Here is a 17,864-nt window from a genome sequence, read left to right as displayed (position 1 = left end):
AGTCGTTCCCAGTTCATTCGGGCTTATCGGCCTCTTCGGGACCCTGCAGGTACCGGGCGATTGCTCTGGCCGCCGGTGCTTGGGCCCAGCGGAGCCAGTCGCCGTCGATGATCTTCACGGGGACCTCGACCATCTGGCTGTGGCGGAATGATGCTGTGCCCTTGCGTACGGATTCGATGCACCTCTTCATCAGATAGGAGGTCTCCCCGCCCACCAGGACCTTGTCGGGCAGGGCTACATTGGCCACCAGGGCGATCAGGACCCCTAGCCGATAACCGGTCAGATTGAGCAGGGTCTCCGCCTGCGGCATGTCCTCCTCCAGGTCCTTGACCAACTTGTCAAGGCTGGCAGCCTGCCCGATGGCATGTGAGTATTGCTCAGCCAGGGAACCTGTAGTCAGGCACTGGGCGCAGCCACGATGGCCCAGATAGCAGACCGGCCCATCCGGATCCACCAGCTGATGGCCGATCAGCCCAAACCCTTCATCCGGCGAGGAGACAGGCATACCGTGCTCGCTCAAGGCATAGCCAATGCCGGATCCCATGGTGATCAGAGCGAAGCGGTCCAGCCCGATGCCCTCGCCAAACCATCCTTCGTACAAGGCCAGGGCATCGAGATCATTGAAGACCAGGCAAGGCAGATCACATGTGTTCTCCATCTGGGTGGCAAGATTAACGGGTTCGCTCCAATGCAGGAAGGGGGCGTAGGTGACGACCCTGTCTCCCTCCGCCCGACCGCCCAGGGAGATGGCCAGGCCGGAAGGGCTGGGCAGCCCGGCCTGGCTGATCTCGCGCATGCAATCTTGCGTAAGGTTTGACAGCATCCTTACGACCTGGCCCGGGTCTCGTTGCCGAATGTGATGACTGTGGGACTGGCCGACGGGTCGGCAGGCCAGGTCCGTCGCCGTGGCCAGCGCGGTGCCACCGTGAAGATTGATGCCGATGAAGGTCTTGGCTTCCCGGCGGATGAGCAGGGCCTGCTGCGGTCTGCCTACACTGCTGGAGCTATGCTTGCGACGATCCTGCCTTCCTGGTTCGTGTGCCTGCGGTAGAGTGCCGGCTTCCCGGATGACCCCGAGATGGGTCAGATCGTTGGTGATACGTGATACAGCGCCCTGGGTCAGGTTGAACCGCCGCGCCAGAGCCACTCTGGAGATCGGGCCGTGCTGGAGGATCTCGATGGCGATGCGGTGGGTGTATTTGGATGCCGTGAACCAGGCTGGGAATGGCCGTGCTTCCCCTGAGCAGTCAGCATCCTCGTGATGGTTTGATCTCTTGTTTTCTCTGTCGGCCACAGTGCCTCCTTGCGGAAAACTGGTACGACCCGATCGCGGACAAATCCCTTATACCGAACAGCCTATCTTAATTACTTTCTTAACGAAAGGAACTCGCCGGAGCTGGGAATGAAATATCCCGGTCCCCTATGCTGATCCGCAGAATCATCTAGGTCATTGTTGCCCATACGGATGGTAAAGGAGCCAAATATGAAGGATATCGGCAGTAGGGAGGGATCCGGGCTTGGAAGAATATCGGCCTGGGTTCGCAACGGAGTCGCCTCACTCCTGGCTCTGTTGACCCTCGTGGCCATGGCTGGCTGCGGTTCCGCAGATTCAGGCCTGGTCACTCTGGACTTCTTCCAGTTCAAATTCGAGGCCGCCGACCAGTTCAAGGCCATGGTGGCACAATTCGAGAAGGAGAATCCTGATATCAGGGTGAATATCAACAATTCGGCCGACGCTCAGACGGATCTGCGCACTCGGCTGGTCAAAAACCGGGTGCCCGATGTCATCACCTTCAACGGCGATATCAGCTTCGGCATGTTCGCGGCATCCGGGGTCTTCCATGATTTCACTGACGATCCGCTGGTCAAGGATCTGAATCCGGGCATGGTGTCGATAGCCAGGAACCTGGTCCAGACCAAGGATCCTTCGGCCAAGCGCCTGTATGGCCTGCCCTTTGCCGGCAACGCCAGCGGATACATATACAACAAGACGCTTTGGCGAAAGGCAGGGGTCGATCCCGACAATCCGCCCCGCACCTGGTCGGAGTTCACGGCCGTCATGGACAGGTTCAAGGACCAGGGCATCGAACCTGTGCAGGGCACCCTTTCCGATTCCTGGACCGCCCAGGCCCCCTTGGCATCACTGGCGGGGACCCTGGTCCCCGAGAGCAGGTACAGGGATCTTTTGGCTGGGAAAACCGATTTCAAGACCCTGTGGACACAGCCGGCTCGGCGCGAGGTCGAGCTTTTCGGCCATTCCACCGGCGACAAGGGCGTCACCTACCAGCAGGGCACCCAAAACATGGCCAAGGGCAAGGTGGCGATCCTTCCCCTGGGAACATACGCCATACCACAAATCAGGATGATCGATCCGGATGTGGACCTCGGATTCGCCCAGATGCCGGCCAATGATTCCCCCTCCCGGCAGATACTGACGGCTGGCGACGATGTCATGCTGACCATGGGCGCCACCACCAGGCATCCCAAGGAGGCCATGCGGTTGATCCGTTATCTGATGCAGCCCCAGCAGCTGCGCACGTATGCAAAGGCCCAGACTGCCTTTACGCCGACCAGAAAGGTGGAGGCAGGCGATCCGGCCCTGAACGGGGTTCTTCCCTTCTTCCAACAGAACCGCCTGGCTGACTTCTGCGACCATTACATCCCCTCTTCCATCAACATCGGCGGCTACCTACAGACCATGGTCACCAAAGGGGATGTGGATGGCTTCATCGGTTCCATGCAGAACGAATGGGACAAGGTCCAGGCAAGGAACTTCCAATGATGAAAGGTCAGGATTCAGACATGGCACAATCCAAGGTCGTCGGCATCCGTACCGCTGACGCAACAGCCAAGGCCGGAAAACGGCCTTCAAAGTTCTCCAATCGCAAAGTGGACCGCGCCTTCTACTGGATGGCTGTCCCTGCGGCACTGATCTTCACGCTCTTCCTCTATGTGCCCTTCCTCCAGGGTGTGGCCTACTCCTTCACGAATTCGCAGGGATACGGGCGCTATTCATGGATCGGCTTCAAGAATTACGGCGCTCTCTTCCGTGACGGTCGCGTGGGCCACGCCTACCTGTTCACTCTGCTGATCGCCATTCTGATCACCCTGTTGGTCAACTTCATCGCCCTGTTCATCTCGGTGGCGCTGAATGGGAGGATCGCCTTCAAGAACGGGTTCCGGGTCATCTATTTCATCCCCTACACGCTCTCGGTTCTGGTCATCGGCTATGTCTTCAAATACATCTTCATGACGCCTCTGCCGGCTCTTGGCAAGGCCCTGGGCATCGGCTGGCTCTCCCAGTCCCTGCTGACCAGCGAGCACTATGCCTGGATTCCCATTGTTTTCCTGTCGGTCTGGCAGGCGGTGGCTTATTCAACCCTGATATATCTGGCGGGTCTGCAGACCATCGACTCGGAGGTCTATGAGGCCGCATCCATTGATGGCGCCAACGAGTGGCAGAAATTCTGGAGGATCACCTTCCCCTTGATTGGCCCATTCTTCACCATCAACCTGGTGCTGACTCTGAAGAATGCCTTCAACACCTTCGATCAGGTGGTGGCCCTGACCGCAGGAGGGCCCGATTCCAAGACCGAAACAGTCACCTACCTCATCTATAAGGGCGGCCTTACCGGAGGCGAGTACGCCTACCAGACAGCCAACGCGGTCATGTTCTTCATCGTCCTGGCCGTGATTGCGTTCATCCAGCTGGGCATTTCCAGAAGAGGGGAGAAGATTTGATATGGCACAGACAGCGCTTATGCAGCCTCAGACACCGGCACAATCAGCAGGAAGAGGGGGAAGGCGGCATCGGGGATTCCCGGGATCGCGCCTCAAAAGGGTCAACTGGTGGCTGACGGCCACCGTGGCTGTCCTCTCCCTGACGATTCTTGTGCCGCTCTACTTCACCGTGGTCACGGCTCTGAAGACCCCTGCGGAAGCCGGAACCTTCAGTCTGCCCTCTTCCTGGCAGTGGCACAATTTCGCCGATGCTTGGAACAAGGTCAACTATCCCAAGGCCGCGCTGAATTCGGCCATCGTCACGGTCTGCGCAGTGGCACTCACCCTGCTGACCAACACCTTCGTGGCCTATGCCGTAGCCAGGAATATGGACAAGCGCTTCTTCCGCTTCCTCTACTACTTCTTCATCGCGGCCATGTTCGTCCCCTTCCCCGTGGTCATGCTTCCCATCGCCAAGCAGTTCGGCAGCTGGCACCTGGACAACGTGCCCGGTCTGATCCTGCTCTACGTGGTGTTGGGCCTGGGCACCAACCTCTTCATCGCCACGGGGTTCATCCGATCCATCCCCACCGCTCTTGAGGAGGCCGCCCGCCTGGACGGCGCAGGTACCTGGAGGATATTCTGGACCATCATCTTCCCTCTGATGGGTCCGATCAATGCGACCATCGCCATCACCACGGCTCTCTGGGCCTGGAACGATTTCCTCATGCCGTTGATCGTTTTGACGGATCAGACCAGCCAGACCATCCCTCTGGCGCAGTATGTCTTCAGCTCCCAGTTCGCCACCAACTATCCGATGGCCTTCTCCAGCTACCTGATGGCCCTGGCGCCCATCCTGATCGTCTACTTGTTCGCACAGAAGTGGGTCATCAGCGGCGTTATGAGAGGAGCTGTCAAGTAGCCCCGCCAGGACAGGCGGTCAGGGCAGCCTATAGTGGAGGTCGCAGAACAAGGAAGTCCCAGGAATCCAATCTTCGTGAGGAGGACCATGACCCAGAAAGAACGCATGCAGCTGCCCGATCGGGTACGGACCAACGGAGCCACCCCCAATCCCTGGTGGGCCAACGCGGTGGTCTACCAGATCTATCCACGGTCCTTCCAGGACACCAACGGCGACGGCTACGGCGACCTGCCGGGCATCACCCAACGGCTGGACTACCTGGCCGACCTGGGCGTGGACGTGATCTGGCTGAGCCCGGTCTACAAGTCCCCCCAGGACGACAACGGCTATGACATCGCCGATTACCAGGACATCGACCCCATCTTCGGCACCATGGACGATATGGACGAGCTTCTGGACCAGGCCCACCGTCGGGGGATCAAGGTGGTCATGGACCTGGTGGTCAACCACACCTCGGATGAGCACGCCTGGTTCCAGGCCTCCCGCAACAAGGACGACCCGCACGCCGACTGGTACTGGTGGCGTCCCGCCAAGACCGGCCACGAACCCGGCACCCCGGGCGCAGAGCCCAACCAATGGGGGTCCTACTTCGGAGGCTCCGCCTGGCAGTACGATTCACAGCGCGGCGAATACTACCTGCACCTGTTTTCCAAGAAGCAGCCTGACCTCAACTGGGAGAACCCCCAGGTCCGGCAGGCCGTCTTCGACATGATGAACTGGTGGATGGACCGGGGCATCGACGGATTCCGCATGGATGTGATCGTCATGATCTCCAAGACCGTCGACTCCGAGGGCCGCCTGCCCGGCGAGGACGGATCGGCCATTGCTGACGGTCCCGTGGGGCCTGAGGGGTACTCGTCCTCGGTGCCCTTCTGCGTGGACGGCCCCAGGCTGGATGAGTTCCTCCAAGAGATGCGCAGCCAGGTCTTCCAGGGTCGACAGGGTTACCTGACCGTGGGGGAGGCTCCTGGCCTGGCGCCTGCCCGCAGCGGGCAGATCACCGACCCGGCCAACCACGAGCTGGACATGCTCTTCCTCTTCACCCAGACCGAGGTTGACACCGGGGACAGCAAGTGGGACATCCGTCCCTTCCGAGTTCCCCGGCTCAAGGCTGCCATGGACGAGCAGCAGCAGGCTGTGGCCAAGGCCGGATGGGCCAGCCTCTACTTCGACAACCATGACCAGCCCAGGATCGTCTCCCGCTGGGGCGACACCTCCAGTGAGGAGCTGCGCTCGCGTTCGGCCAAGGCCCTGGGGCTCCTCCTGCACATGCACCGGGGAACCCCCTACATCTATCAGGGCGAGGAGCTGGGCATGACCAATGCCGGCCTCACCAGCCTTGACCAGTACCAGGATCTGGAATCCATCAACCTCTACCATCAGCGGGTCGACCAGGTGCATGAGCAGGATCCGGAGTCCATGATGGCCGCCCTGGCCTATATGAGCCGCGACAACGCCCGCACCCCCATGCAGTGGGACTCCACCAAGTTCGCCGGCTTCACGGCTCCATACGCTCCCAAGGAGCCCTGGCTGGCCGTCAATCCCAATAGGGATAAGGTCAACGCCAAGACCGAGCTGCGTGACCCGGACTCGGTCCTGGCCTTCTACCGGGAGCTGATCCGCCTGCGTCATACCAATCCGGTCGTGGCGGCCGGCGACTTCACCCTTCTGGATCCGGATGCGGACCAGATTTACTCATTCACCCGTTCCCTGGACCAGGCGCCCGAGCCCAAGTCGGGACCCGAGGCTGCCAGCGTGCTGGATGCCCTGCCCTGTCAGCGCCTGCTGGTTGTGGTCAATCTGAGCAGCCGCCCGGCCTCACTGCCGCCTGAAACCGCCGCACTTCTGGGCCTGGATCAAACCGGATTCACCTCCATGGCTCTCGGAGCGGTGGACCCCGATCGGATCCTCATATCAACCTACAGACCGGAGCAAACCGCCAGCTCCCTGCTGACCGGCCGCCTCTCCCCCTGGGAGGGCTTCGTCTACCGACTCTGAGGAAAACCCCGCCGTCGGCACGCTTTCCAGGCTAGAGTGGAAGTCAGCGATGCCCTGATGGGCCTGTGCGGACCGGTCGGGTCCGCGGGTCCCGGGGCGATGGGTTCGCGCTGTGGTCAATCCCGACGATTCCGGCGCGGACGGGAAAAGAAAGCGGGTTGCATGTCTCGTCTGATCATCGTCTCCAACCGTTTGCCCATGTCCTTGCAGGCACAGGAGGACGGCTCTTACACCTTGCGACAGAACGTGGGGGGACTGGCCACGGCCATCGGCCCCTACCACCGTTCCCATAAGGACAGCCTCTGGATCGGCTGGAGCGGCATCGATCCGCAAAAGTACTCGGAAAAGGAGCTGGACCGCATCCGTCAGGCCTACCGGGAGAGCCGGTGCATTCCTATCTTCCTGAGCAAGGAGGAGCTGAATGGATACTATGCCGGATTCTCCAACAACACCCTCTGGCCGCTCTTCCATGACTTCTCGCATGAGGCCGTCTTCCGCCAGGAGGACTGGGAGATGTACCGCAAGGTCAACATGCGTTTCGCGCAGGTGGTGGAGCCGCTCATCCGCAAGGGCGACACCATCTGGGTCCAGGACTACCACCTGATGCTCCTGCCCAAGATGTTGCGCGAACGTTACCCCGATGCCTCCATCGGCTGGTTCCTGCACGTGCCCTTCCCCAGTGCCGAGATCTTCCGCTCCCTGCCATGGAGCCGCGAGATCCTGGAGGGTGTCCTGGGCGCCAACCTGATCGGCTTCCATACGGTGGACTTCTCCGCCAGCTTCCTGGCTTCGCTGCACAGGCTGTTGCCCGAACTGCCGGTCAACCGGGACGGCGTGGTCGAAATGCCTGACGGCCACCGAGCAGCCATCGACGCCTTCCCCATCGGCATCGACTACAACCTCTACCGGCGTACCGCCCACTCCGGCCTGGCCCGGGCCATGCGTCGAGGAATCGACGAGGTCTGCGGCAAGTCTCCCCGTCATCGCTACCGCACCTCGGTGACTGCCGAGGGCGTGGCGGCCAACGAAGCCGCCACATCGGACGCCAACTGGTGGAGCCACTACATGGAGAAGGACATCCCCGAGTCCACGCTGGCCAAGCAGGCGGCTTCCTCGGTGGGCAGCCGCTCCAACAAGGTCATCGTTTCGGTGGACCGGCTGGACTACACCAAGGGTCTGCCCGAGCGGCTTCAGGCCTTCGGCCGCATGCTGGACAAGTACCCTGAGTGGGTGGGCCATGTCACCTACTACCTGCTGGCCACCCCCTCGCGGGAGGTCGTCGAGTCCTATCAGCGGCTCAAGGCCCAGGTGGACCAGCTGGTGGGCGAGATCAACGGTCGCTACTCCCTGCTTGCCTGGACTCCCATCCACTACATCACCCGCTCCCTGTCCATCAAGCCGGTCTGTGGCATCTACACGGCTGGCGACGTAGCTTTGGTCACCCCCCTGCGCGATGGGATGAATCTGGTGGCCAAGGAGTACCTGGCCTGCCATGACGGACGCGACGGCACCCTGGTCCTGTCGGACATGTGCGGGGCGGCCGACGAGCTGACCGATGCTTTCATCGTCAATCCCTACGACATCGACATGGTCTGCGAGGCCCTGCACAACGCCCTGGAGATCACCCCCGAGGAGTCCAAGCGGCGCAACATCCGCATGCAGGCCCGACTCAAGGTGCGCACTGCAGCCAACTGGTGCACCTCCTTCCTCGACTCACTGCGGCAGGTGTCTGCTCCGGGCATGACCGATAGGAGGCTGCGTATGGATCACCACAACGCCATCGTTCGTCAGTGGGACGGCGCCCATCGTCGTCTGATCCTGTGTGATTATGACGGAACGCTGACCCCGCTGGTTCGCCGTCCTGAGCGGGCCAAGCCCACCCAAGCCCTCCGCCGTCTGCTGACCCAGGTGGGGAGCAATCCTGATGTGGATTTCCTGCTGGTCTCCGGCCGCAGCCATCAGATCATGCAGGACTGGTTCGGCGACCTGCCGGTGGGGCTGATTGCCGAGCATGGCGCCTGGAACCGCAACCTGCCCGGCAGCGACTCGGACGAGTGGCAGCGGGCGAAGGGCCTGCCCGACTCCGATACCTGGCAGAAGGTGATCCAGCCCATCATGGATGAGTCGGCCACCAGGGTCCCCAACTCCTTCGTGGAGAGCAAGTCCGATGCGGTGGCCTGGCACTACCGGATGAGCGATGCCCAGGTGGCCGACCATGAGCGTCAGGATCTGCTCCGTCGTCTGCGCGGCGTAGTAGTCGGCCTAGGGCTGATGATCATGGAGAATTCCAAGGTCGTCGAGGTCACCCCCGTAGCCACCAGCAAGGGCCAGGCCATCCTGCCCTTCGTCAACAGCGGTGACTACGACTTCATGATGGCCTTGGGCGACGATGACACCGACGAGACCATGTTCGCCGTCATGCCCGATAAGGGATGGACCATCAAGGTCGGGCCCGGCCAGACCAAGGCTCGGCTGCGGGTCAACGATCCGACTGCGGTCACTCTGTTGCTGGCCGACCTGGGTGCCGGTGTGGCCCGTGACACTAATGAGCCTGTGGCCTCCCACGACTTCCGCGACGACCATACCGTGGTGGACGAGGCGCACGCCCAGCTCACAGACGACAAGTAAGACAGACGACTGCCAGCCACTACCGGTGACCGTTAGCCACTACCGGTGACTACTCGTGAAGTCCGTCAAGTTCATGGGTGGCTGGAGCTTCGCCTGGCTATCGGTCTGGTTGTCTCGGGTCTGTCCTCATACCTGTCCGGTCTTCGGGTGCCCAAACGTCTGATTGCCCACATGTTTTGGTTTTCGGCATGTTCGGGTGTCCACCATGTTGACGGCTGACCCTATTGGTCGGGCCCGGCCGACCATACTTGGAGCATGGATACTTCAACAATCACTGCCTGTCTTGAGGCCGATCATGCCGCTGATTTGCGCAAAGCCTCCCAACGTCTGGAAGGTGTGGCCCGCCATACCCTTATCGAGGAATCCGATGACTTGGGTGCTCGGATAGGCCATCGCGTCCTGCTCAAACCGGAGAATCTGCAGCTGACCGGATCCTTCAAGATTCGCGGAGCTTACAACAAGGTGGCCTCACTGAATCAGGACGAGCTGGACCGCGGCATCGTCACCGCCTCCGCTGGCAATCATGCCCAGGGGGTGGCTTTTGCCGCACGCAGCCGGGGCGCGAAGGCCACCATCGTCATGCCCCGAATCACGCCGCCGCTCAAGGTCGATGCCACTCGGGCCTATGGTGCCGAGGTTGTCCTGCAGGGCGAGGTCTTCGACGAAAGTTCCGATTACGCCTTGGGTCTGGCACGTGATCGCGGCATGACCTTCGTCCCGCCCTTTGACGACTACGAGGTCGTCTGCGGTCAGGGAACCATCGCCATGGAGATTCTTCAGGACGTGCCCGATGTCACCGACATCGTGGTTCCCCTGGGTGGGGGCGGGCTGGGCGCTGGTGTGGCGCTCGCCGTAAAGACATTTAAGCCTGAAATCAGAGTCATTGGAGCCACCCCGGTCGGATCTCCGGCTTGGCGTGAATCTCTGACAGCTGGTCATGTGGTCGCAGCAGATCAGATGCGTACGGCTGCCGAGGGTGTTGCCGTCAGGCGTCCCGGCGATCTGAACTATGCTCTGCTCAGCCGCTATATGGATGATCTGGTCCAGGTGACCGAAAGCGACATCTCAGAGATGATCCTATTCATGCTGGAGAAGCACAAACTAGTGGTCGAGGCAGCTGGTGCCGTCTCCCTTGCGGCCTTGGGCCAGTTGGATCTGCAGTCCGATGTCTTCCGGTCGGCTCCCGGGCCACATGTGATCGTCCCCATCATCTCGGGCGGCAACATCGATACGGTCACCATGGGTGCAGTCATCCAGCGGGGGATGATTTCCCGCGGACGCATCATGCAGTTCGGTGTGGAGCTGCCCGACGTTCCTGGTCAGCTGGTCAAGGTGGCCACGGTCCTGGCCGATCTGCGTGCCAATGTAATCGAGCTCAACCACGATCAGTTCAAATCCTCCGGCCACTATGACAACGGCGTGCTCTTGGAGGTGACTGTGGAGACCAACGGCCCCGATCACATCACCCAGATTCTGGACACCTTGCGCAGTCGAGGCTTCCAGGTCCATCAGAACTACTGAGCACTAGGTCCCGATTGGATCCGGTGCCGGTGTCTGTGCCTGGCATCCGATGTTCGGGGACAATGATGGACCATGATCATCGCCGAGAGAACAGTCGGAATCGCCGATGCCTTTGCTGGGCTTGGATGATGGGTCCTGCTGGTTCTTGAAGGTCCAATCTATGGCGATTCTTGTGCTGCCTTGCGTCTCATCACAGGCGGAGTCCCTTTCTTGATGCTCTCATGAGGCCTGCCCTCTGCGCCGGCATCGGTCAGGGCCGCGACCCAGAGAGCGGCCGCATGCTTCAGCGACTGCTTGAATCTGGTGACGAGGTTTCGTGTTTCTGCATAGTTCGAGCCCATTTGGTTCTGGAGCGATTTCCAGGCGATGAGCGGGTCTGGTAGGCGTGTGAATGGTTGAGCGCGTATATGCGCTGCGACAGCCATGCGTAGATGTCGAAGTAGGACAGGGTGCTGATCTGGCGTTTGAAGTTCTCGTAATCGGTTTTACAGGGCTTGCGTTGGATGCCCAGGTCTTCCATCGGCTGCCGCAGCGTGAAGGGAAGCATGATGACGCGGCTGGTCTTGTGCTTCTTCTGGCGCACGACTTGGGTGCTTATCCACACCATGAGCAACCCGGCCTTCTTCCCGTACGGCCAGATATGGGTGATGCCCTTCCCCAGGGTCGTCACGGTCTGCGGTTGGAGGACGTGGGTATATCAGCCTATCTCGATAATCGACGAACAGATTTGCTTTATTTCTTCATTGTGCGTTGAGATGATGACGGCGGCACCTTGTTGGGCAAGTTCGCACAGTATACGTATTACGACGTTAGCGTTGTCTTGATCCAGCGCAGAGGTCGGCTCGTCTGCAAGAATGACACTCGGCTGCTTGAGCAGGAGCCTCGCGAGGGCGATTCTCTGTTGTTCCCCGCCCGATAGGGTGTAAATCTTTTTCTTCTGTGAGCCATTCATCCCGACGATGTCAAGTACGCTGTCGATTCGTTCGTCCCGTTCCTTGCGATGCTCGCGCTTCTTCATTTTGAGGGGAATCTGCAGGTTACGCGATACGTTCCACTGTTCGACAAGACCATAGTTCTGGAATAGAAATCCTATGTTTTCGCGAAGACACACTCGCTGTCCCTTCCTGCTCTTGTGTAAATAACCGGAACGGAATGTCCCTTCGTTGTAAGTGACCGATCCTTCATCGAAGTCCTCCAACAAGCCGACGCAGTTGAGCAGGGTCGTCTTGCCTGCGCCGGACGGTCCGCTCACTGCGATTATGGAACCGGGTCCAGCGTCGAAGGACAGTCTCGACCATAAGGTGTGTTCTGCAAATCTCTTGGTAAGTCCTTCGACTTTCAATGTCGGCTGCATGCCTGCGTCTGTCATATGCATCTCCCTGCGCACCGCGGATTCACGGGCGTTTGATGTCGTCGGCACGGAACCTTGATTCGTATGCCGATACGGTAATGGCCATGATGAGGCTGGATCCGGCGAAGAGCAATGTTCCAGCCACCAGATCCGCAACCTTGTTCATCGAGCCGATCATGCCGACTGCCATGAGGGTCAGCAGCACCCCGGTGTTCTGCATGATAAGGAAGCCTCCATGTCTTCTGAAAAACCCGTATCCATGGATGAATTGGACGAAGGAGAGCCTGCGTCGTCTTGCGCAATACGCGGCCGAGCACACGAGGATGGCCATCATGGCAGCGGCCAGACCGAACGATATGGCTATGATGTCCCCGCGTTGCTCGTTCCGGGATAATGACAACGTATACGCCACCGAGTCCTTGGCGTTGTCAATACCCTGGAAGTATCCGGAGATTCCATAATGGTCCAGCTTGCTTTGCAAGAGTTCCGGATCAGAGAACAATACACTATCGCTTGATGTGTATGACAGGTATACCATGGGGCTGATCAACCCTGACGATGGGGATGTGACGGCTACCACTGGATCTTTCAAAGACAGCCTCTGCTGATCTTCCGCAGGCATGAACTGGGTCCCCGAGAAGAGAGATATGTCTTGGCCCGAACGTGTGCGGACCAGGACGCCGTGAGGGTTGCAGGAATATGGTTTCTGTTTCCGGGTAACACCCAGTTGGCACTGTGTCTTGAAATATTCGGCGTATTTCTTCAACAAGGCTCCGGGGTCCCCTTTATATGATGAAGGCACCAGGAGTGTGAAAGCCCCGATATCTCTTCCAGCCACTCTAACCGGTTTCCCATCAAGTCCGGCAATGGGTTGTTTGTCAAGATAGTTCGGGCTCACTATCATCGAATCGGATCCGTCCGGTTCGTAAGGATCATCGTAATAATCGGAGCCAAATTTATTATACCCGACCAACATCGCCTTTCCTCTACTGTCAAGATCCTCGATCACTTTCATCAGGGGCGGCGCTGCCCGGAGCATATCCTCCTGTGTGATGTTGATTGAAAACCTCAGGACATATTGATCCGAGATGCGAGACCACTGTGCCAAGGACCGGCTGGTGCTCTGTACCGCGCTGATTCTATTCAGAGAACCGCTGATGGTGCCAAAGAGAACAGCCACCACCATGAACTGGGCAAAACCCGCGATGATGCCATCACGGAGTTCGTTGCCCTCTCCGTTGAGAACGGCGGGTATTCGATCGCGGAATGTACTGGCACCACCCAAAACCAACGCCAGGAAGACAAGATAGGCCGTCAATACAGCCACGGCGATAAACAGCGCTCGAAGGAGCCGCCAAATCTGGTGGAAGTTATTGATAAACCAGAGGAAAGGTAATCCCACTAAGGTAATTGTCACCAATCCCACGGCGAGTGTGGCGAGCAGTGACGCCAGCTCGCCGACGAGTATCCTTCCGCTGGTATAACCGTGCATCGCCTTGATTGCATGTATCTTCCTGTTCCTGGACAGGGAATACGCGGTGGAAACCACCAATGTGATGGCGATGATAACGACTCCCGCCCAAAGGCCACCCCTCCCTAACGCGTATATCATCGCAGCTATCCAGAAGCCTCGTGACCAGAGGCTTTGTGATTCGTCAACCACTATCCGGGAACGTGACAAAGCCTTGGCGAGCTGTTCCATATGCGACCTATCCGCATTGGTCGCATAGCTTCCGCGCAAGTCCTGGGTGGTAATCTCCTCAAAAGAAACTACTTTCGTTGACTGGTCACGCGTTGAAAAGGAAGGATAATCGTACCCTCCATTTCGTTGAAAAGACTTTTGGTCACCCACAAAGGCCACGAGAACACGAGACTTCATTGAATCACGAAATGAAGGTTGGATTTTGAAGACATTAATCCCTAAATTTCTTGATGCTTGAGCAATCGCACGCACAGCATCCGCCTTCGTCGCGGTATCAACCCTCTCGACGGTGAAAGAGGTACCGGTACCTGCCGGAAGCTCCTGGTCGATAGTGATAAGCATCTCGAATGTCACCACTATGGTGAGAATCAAGGAAGCCCAAATCGTCAACCGTTCAATCCAGTGAATTTGCAAATACCTCACCAAAACTTCCTCAGAGTCTTCTCCTTTGAAGGCAAATATGATGGCGAAAAATCTTCCATCACGGGTTATTTTACCCCATAAATACAGCTGATTCATCCGGGCCTCTCACATATAGAGACCGTTCTTATGCCACTGACACCGATGTGGAAATCCGAACTGGTACGATGACGCCACCACTCCTGGAACAATACCCCTGCCGGAATTCGAACAACACATAAAAGACCAGTTTGCTTGGTTACACTCACACCATGAGCATGGGATGTTTAGTGGATGCAGTGCGGAATCATGTAGAGAATGTCGCTGGTGATGACACTGGTGGGGATGGTGGCGGTCAGCCAGTTGCGGGTCTGATGTCAGCCGAGCCGGTTGCTCATCCGTCTGATCTGCTCGCTGGCCTGTCTATCGAGTGAGACCAGTGCCTCGTCGAGGTGTCGTGTGACGTCGTGGGCGAGCGAGTCGAGCCCGCTGTTCTGCATGCTCTGCAGGCTTAAGAGCTGCTCGTTCACGTGCCGCTGCTAGTCGTACATCTTCCTGAGCTGTGTTTCGTCCCTGCTGGCCGTTTGCTCCACGCTCTCCTCGAACGCCTTGTAGCCAAAGAGAATGACCTTCCTTGAGGCTTCGCTCTGCCTGTTGCCTGAGTCCTCTAATCGCTGCAAGCTGGTCAACAGCATCTGGTTGACCTGTTCCATCGTGGAGGTTATCGTCTCCAACTACTCCTTGAGGTTCACCTGGCGGCTGGTGACGAGCTGTATCTGCGCGCCCTGGTAGTTCCTGAGCTCCTCGAGCACCTGCCTCGTCTCGCACAGTCGTGCACTCAGGTCCTCCTCGTTGCTCTGGTTCGGGTTCTTGTCCATGTCTCCTCGTTTCGTCCAGCAGCGATTGCAGTTCTCCGGCCACGCTCTTAATCTGTTCGCGCAGCTTCTCGATGGGCGTCCCCCCAATGACCGCGAAGCGAAGTCATCCACCGTCAAAATCAAAATCAAAAATTCAAGTTTTCTAGTATAGGTATATAGGGGGATCTCTCATTAGCTTCACTGCGCGTGGGGCTAAGAGGGTTTGCTGCATTCAAAGTCCCTCAAATTACATTCAAGGTCCATCTCTTGAATTTGGTCTGATTGTGGCTTATCTGGACGTGATTGCTGTCTGCGCTGGTTGGTGCATTTGGGGTGTGTTGCTGATGGTGGTTTCGTGATTGCTGGTGGGTCTGATGCTTGGGCGGTTATGTTTGGTGGGCTGTGATTGCTGGTGTTTTATGGATGTGGTGGGCTGGTTTCGGGCCCTTTCTGGGATAACGGTGAAATGCTCGTTTCTGACTGGGGCGGTTCTTCCGGTGCGCACGTCCGGCTCTGTTCTTTCCTGCCGGCTCCGGTAGGCTTGTACTGCGTGTATGGAGGTGGAGAATCTGTCCACCAGGAGGATGGCCCAGGACCGGCTGGTTGTCCTGGACATGCCCTGCGGGATCGCCTACGCGCAGCCAACCGCATTACCGCATAAACGAAGGCACCCCTGGACCCGTGATTCATGGGTTCCGAAGGCGCCCTTGCGTCCTGGTACGGTGGCCATCAGGCGGTTGTCGGCTGCTTGTCCGTGTTCTGGAGGTACCAGGCGACAGCCTTGCGGATGATGGCGGATTTGTTTGTGCCCTCCTGCTTGGCCAGCCGACTGGCCTTGTCGTCCAGGTCCTTGGGCACCCTGACCCTTCAGGTGCGTCGAGCGGTCCGTGCCTCGGCCCGCCGCTCCTCCAGCTTCTCCAGATTCGCCAGACTCTGGGCCATGAGCGATGCGGCCTGCTCGTCGGTCAGCAGCGGGGCGCCGGGGTCCCGCCGGACGGCGGCCTCCGGGTGGTGGATCAGCTCCCCCCGGTCGGCTGCGCGGATCATCGCATCGATGTCCTCCTGGTTGTCGGATGTGACTTGCTTGGCCATTTTGCGCTCCTTTCCCTTCCTGCACGCCTGTCCCTCTCCGCCCTCACCGGGTGGCCTGAGGGCGTGGAAGACGGTGAAGTCGCCGTTTCGCTCCAGCGCCACGTACACCTCGATGTAATCCTCGCGCAGGGCGCCGAGATGCCTCGGGCCGATGATAGCGAGGCCGGGCAGACGCTTTAAACCGGCGCGACTGTTTTTCAGAGGTTTGCCTGGTGCTGTTCCTTCTCCCCTGCCCGTCCGATCGCCTTGTAGATGGTGCTTCGGCTGACGTTGAACTTGGCGGCTATCTCCTTGACGGTCACGGTCCTGGAATCGTACAGCTGGCGCACCATGGCGACGTCCTTGTCGGAGAGCTTGTAGGGGCGGCCGCCTTTCCTGCCGCGCGCCCTGGCCGCCTTCAGGCCGGCCATGGTGCGTTCCCGGATCAGATCCCGCTCGAACTGCGCCAAAGCGGAGAAGATGTTGAAGACCAGCACCCCTCCAGGCGTGCTGGTGTCCATGTTCTCGGTCAGGCTGCGGAACCCCACCTCCTGCCTATGGAACCGGTCCATCAGATCAACCAGGTTCTGCACGCTGCGCCCCAGCCTGTCCAGCTTCCACACCACCACCGTGTCGCCCTCGCGCAACGCCTCCAGCATCCGGTCCAACTGGGGACGGCTGGCCTTGGCACCGGAGGAATGATCGACATAGATCCTCCCGCAACCCGCCTTCCTCAGCGCGTCGGTCTGCAGATCCTCATTCTGCTCAAGCGTGCTCACCCTCGCATAGCCGATCAGCATGCACCCTCCCCTCGGCCGGCCGACGGCGATGTATTGGGCTCCTGCACTTGGACCTTCCTTGGGACCTTTGGGATCGGTCTGTTAGCGCCCGCCTCATGATTCGCCTCGTATGGGCCATCCTTGGGAACGATGCGTTCATTGATGATCTGCACCAGATAGTTGACGGCCAGAACGGAAGCGGCCACAGAGAGAATCAGCGAATAGTCTGATTCTTCGATATTGCATATTTTCATCAGGTACAGGATAATCACGAAGATTACACCGATGATGGCATAAGGTGTAGTGCGAATCCACCACCTGCTGGACGGGTCACCCTCCCGATTGTTTATAACATCGCAAGCATAAATGAACAGCGCAAATGCCTCAACTAGAAAGAGAAGCACGAGACATATATATGACGCCGACAACTTCAGCTTCTCAGAATAATCTATAAAAATATTTAGTATCAGATAGATATACAAAAGATGCAGGAGATAGGAGCACGTCGTTACCGTGCTATAACTCTTATCCCATTCGGCTCCATACATGACTAAGGCACCAAAACAAAAAACGAAGGAAGAAAAGACAACAGGAGTCCATCCGGCAACAAAGGCTAATCCTCCTTTGCATCCTTGCCAAAGAAGTTTGATTGTTGAGAGGAAAGTCAAAGCCATAAAGAGAAGGCCGACATCGGCCAACAACGACGTAAGACGGTATGGACCCTTATGAAATGGGTTTAGTTCCTATAGGCCCCACCATGGTATGGAGGCCCTGCATCATCAATCAACTGCAGATAATGCTCCAGTTGCTGTTTTGGCACGCACAAATAATACTAAACTGTGAGTTACTGAAAGTCTCCATGTGCGGAGTCTCTGCTTCCTGCAGATTTTGCAATGAGTTGTTCATGTTCCCCTCC

17 protein-coding genes are annotated in these 17,864 nt (G+C 58.5%); 6 read left to right on the top strand and 11 right to left on the bottom strand.

The window, feature by feature from the left end:
* Nucleotides 1-13: 13 nt before the first annotated feature.
* Complete coding sequence (locus H3T89_RS09135; protein ID WP_198216743.1) at nucleotides 14-1,294, bottom strand: ROK family transcriptional regulator; 1,281 nt, start codon at nucleotides 1,292-1,294, stop codon at nucleotides 14-16.
* 291 nt (nucleotides 1,295-1,585) lie between these two features.
* Between H3T89_RS09135 and H3T89_RS07870 the strand changes: the two genes are divergently transcribed.
* From H3T89_RS07870 to ilvA, 6 genes are all read left to right on the top strand, one after another.
* A complete protein-coding gene (locus H3T89_RS07870; RefSeq protein ID WP_232348558.1) occupies nucleotides 1,586-2,782 on the top strand; it encodes an ABC transporter substrate-binding protein in 1,197 nt (398 codons plus the stop codon).
* A 20-nt stretch (nucleotides 2,783-2,802) separates the two neighbouring features.
* Nucleotides 2,803-3,741, top strand: a complete 939-nt coding sequence (locus H3T89_RS07865) for a carbohydrate ABC transporter permease (RefSeq protein ID WP_198216772.1) — start codon at nucleotides 2,803-2,805, stop codon at nucleotides 3,739-3,741.
* 1 nt (nucleotide 3,742) lies between these two features.
* Nucleotides 3,743-4,642 carry a carbohydrate ABC transporter permease gene (locus H3T89_RS07860; protein ID WP_229281726.1) on the top strand — a complete coding sequence of 300 codons (900 nt, stop codon included), beginning with the start codon at nucleotides 3,743-3,745 and terminating at the stop codon, nucleotides 4,640-4,642.
* An 87-nt stretch (nucleotides 4,643-4,729) separates the two neighbouring features.
* Nucleotides 4,730-6,640 carry a glycoside hydrolase family 13 protein gene (locus tag H3T89_RS07855; protein ID WP_198216741.1) on the top strand — a complete coding sequence of 637 codons (1,911 nt, stop codon included), beginning with the start codon at nucleotides 4,730-4,732 and terminating at the stop codon, nucleotides 6,638-6,640.
* Nucleotides 6,641-6,802: 162 nt separating this feature from the next.
* Nucleotides 6,803-9,268 carry a bifunctional alpha,alpha-trehalose-phosphate synthase (UDP-forming)/trehalose-phosphatase gene (locus H3T89_RS07850; RefSeq protein WP_198216740.1) on the top strand — a complete coding sequence of 822 codons (2,466 nt, stop codon included), beginning with the start codon at nucleotides 6,803-6,805 and terminating at the stop codon, nucleotides 9,266-9,268.
* A gap of 255 nt (nucleotides 9,269-9,523) precedes the next feature.
* On the top strand, nucleotides 9,524-10,789 hold the full coding sequence (gene ilvA, locus H3T89_RS07845) for a threonine ammonia-lyase (RefSeq protein WP_198216739.1): 1,266 nt from the start codon (nucleotides 9,524-9,526) through the stop codon (nucleotides 10,787-10,789).
* Between the two features lie 283 nt (nucleotides 10,790-11,072).
* Here ilvA and H3T89_RS07840 read toward each other — a convergent pair whose 3' ends face one another.
* The 10 genes from H3T89_RS07840 to H3T89_RS07795 form a co-directional block, all read right to left on the bottom strand.
* On the bottom strand, nucleotides 11,073-11,459 hold the full coding sequence (locus H3T89_RS07840; RefSeq protein WP_198216738.1) for a hypothetical protein: 387 nt from the start codon (nucleotides 11,457-11,459) through the stop codon (nucleotides 11,073-11,075).
* Nucleotides 11,460-11,486: 27 nt separating this feature from the next.
* A complete protein-coding gene (locus H3T89_RS07835) occupies nucleotides 11,487-12,158 on the bottom strand; it encodes an ATP-binding cassette domain-containing protein (protein WP_052733229.1) in 672 nt (223 codons plus the stop codon).
* 25 nt (nucleotides 12,159-12,183) lie between these two features.
* Nucleotides 12,184-14,361: a bacteriocin-associated integral membrane family protein gene (locus tag H3T89_RS07830; RefSeq protein WP_198216737.1), complete on the bottom strand. Its 2,178-nt coding sequence runs from the start codon at nucleotides 14,359-14,361 to the stop codon at nucleotides 12,184-12,186.
* A 257-nt stretch (nucleotides 14,362-14,618) separates the two neighbouring features.
* Nucleotides 14,619-14,771 (bottom strand): hypothetical protein, encoded by a 153-nt coding sequence (locus H3T89_RS07825; protein ID WP_198216736.1) that lies wholly within the window; start codon nucleotides 14,769-14,771, stop codon nucleotides 14,619-14,621.
* Between the two features lie 9 nt (nucleotides 14,772-14,780).
* The gene (locus H3T89_RS07820; RefSeq protein ID WP_198216735.1) at nucleotides 14,781-14,975 is read right to left on the bottom strand and encodes a hypothetical protein; all 195 of its coding nucleotides are present in this window, start codon (nucleotides 14,973-14,975) and stop codon (nucleotides 14,781-14,783) included.
* Nucleotides 14,976-15,119, bottom strand: coding sequence for a hypothetical protein (locus H3T89_RS07815; protein ID WP_198216734.1), 144 nt, complete (start codon nucleotides 15,117-15,119; stop codon nucleotides 14,976-14,978).
* Between the two features lie 708 nt (nucleotides 15,120-15,827).
* Nucleotides 15,828-15,956 (bottom strand): ribbon-helix-helix protein, CopG family, encoded by a 129-nt coding sequence (locus tag H3T89_RS07810; RefSeq protein ID WP_198216733.1) that lies wholly within the window; start codon nucleotides 15,954-15,956, stop codon nucleotides 15,828-15,830.
* A gap of 9 nt (nucleotides 15,957-15,965) precedes the next feature.
* Nucleotides 15,966-16,190 carry a hypothetical protein gene (locus H3T89_RS07805; RefSeq protein ID WP_198216732.1) on the bottom strand — a complete coding sequence of 75 codons (225 nt, stop codon included), beginning with the start codon at nucleotides 16,188-16,190 and terminating at the stop codon, nucleotides 15,966-15,968.
* Between the two features lie 197 nt (nucleotides 16,191-16,387).
* Nucleotides 16,388-16,969, bottom strand: a complete 582-nt coding sequence (locus H3T89_RS07800; protein ID WP_198216731.1) for a recombinase family protein — start codon at nucleotides 16,967-16,969, stop codon at nucleotides 16,388-16,390.
* Nucleotides 16,963-17,622 (bottom strand): hypothetical protein, encoded by a 660-nt coding sequence (locus H3T89_RS07795; protein ID WP_198204069.1) that lies wholly within the window; start codon nucleotides 17,620-17,622, stop codon nucleotides 16,963-16,965. The genes H3T89_RS07800 and H3T89_RS07795 overlap by 7 nt, the downstream gene beginning before the upstream one ends.
* Between the last annotated feature and the right edge of the window lie 242 nt (nucleotides 17,623-17,864).

This window comes from Bifidobacterium sp. W8114, assembly GCF_016101165.1.
GTDB lineage: Bacteria > Actinomycetota > Actinomycetes > Actinomycetales > Bifidobacteriaceae > Bombiscardovia > Bombiscardovia asteroides.
The sequence above is the reverse complement of the archived record's forward strand: the minus strand, read 5'-3'. Positions and strand labels throughout refer to the sequence as shown.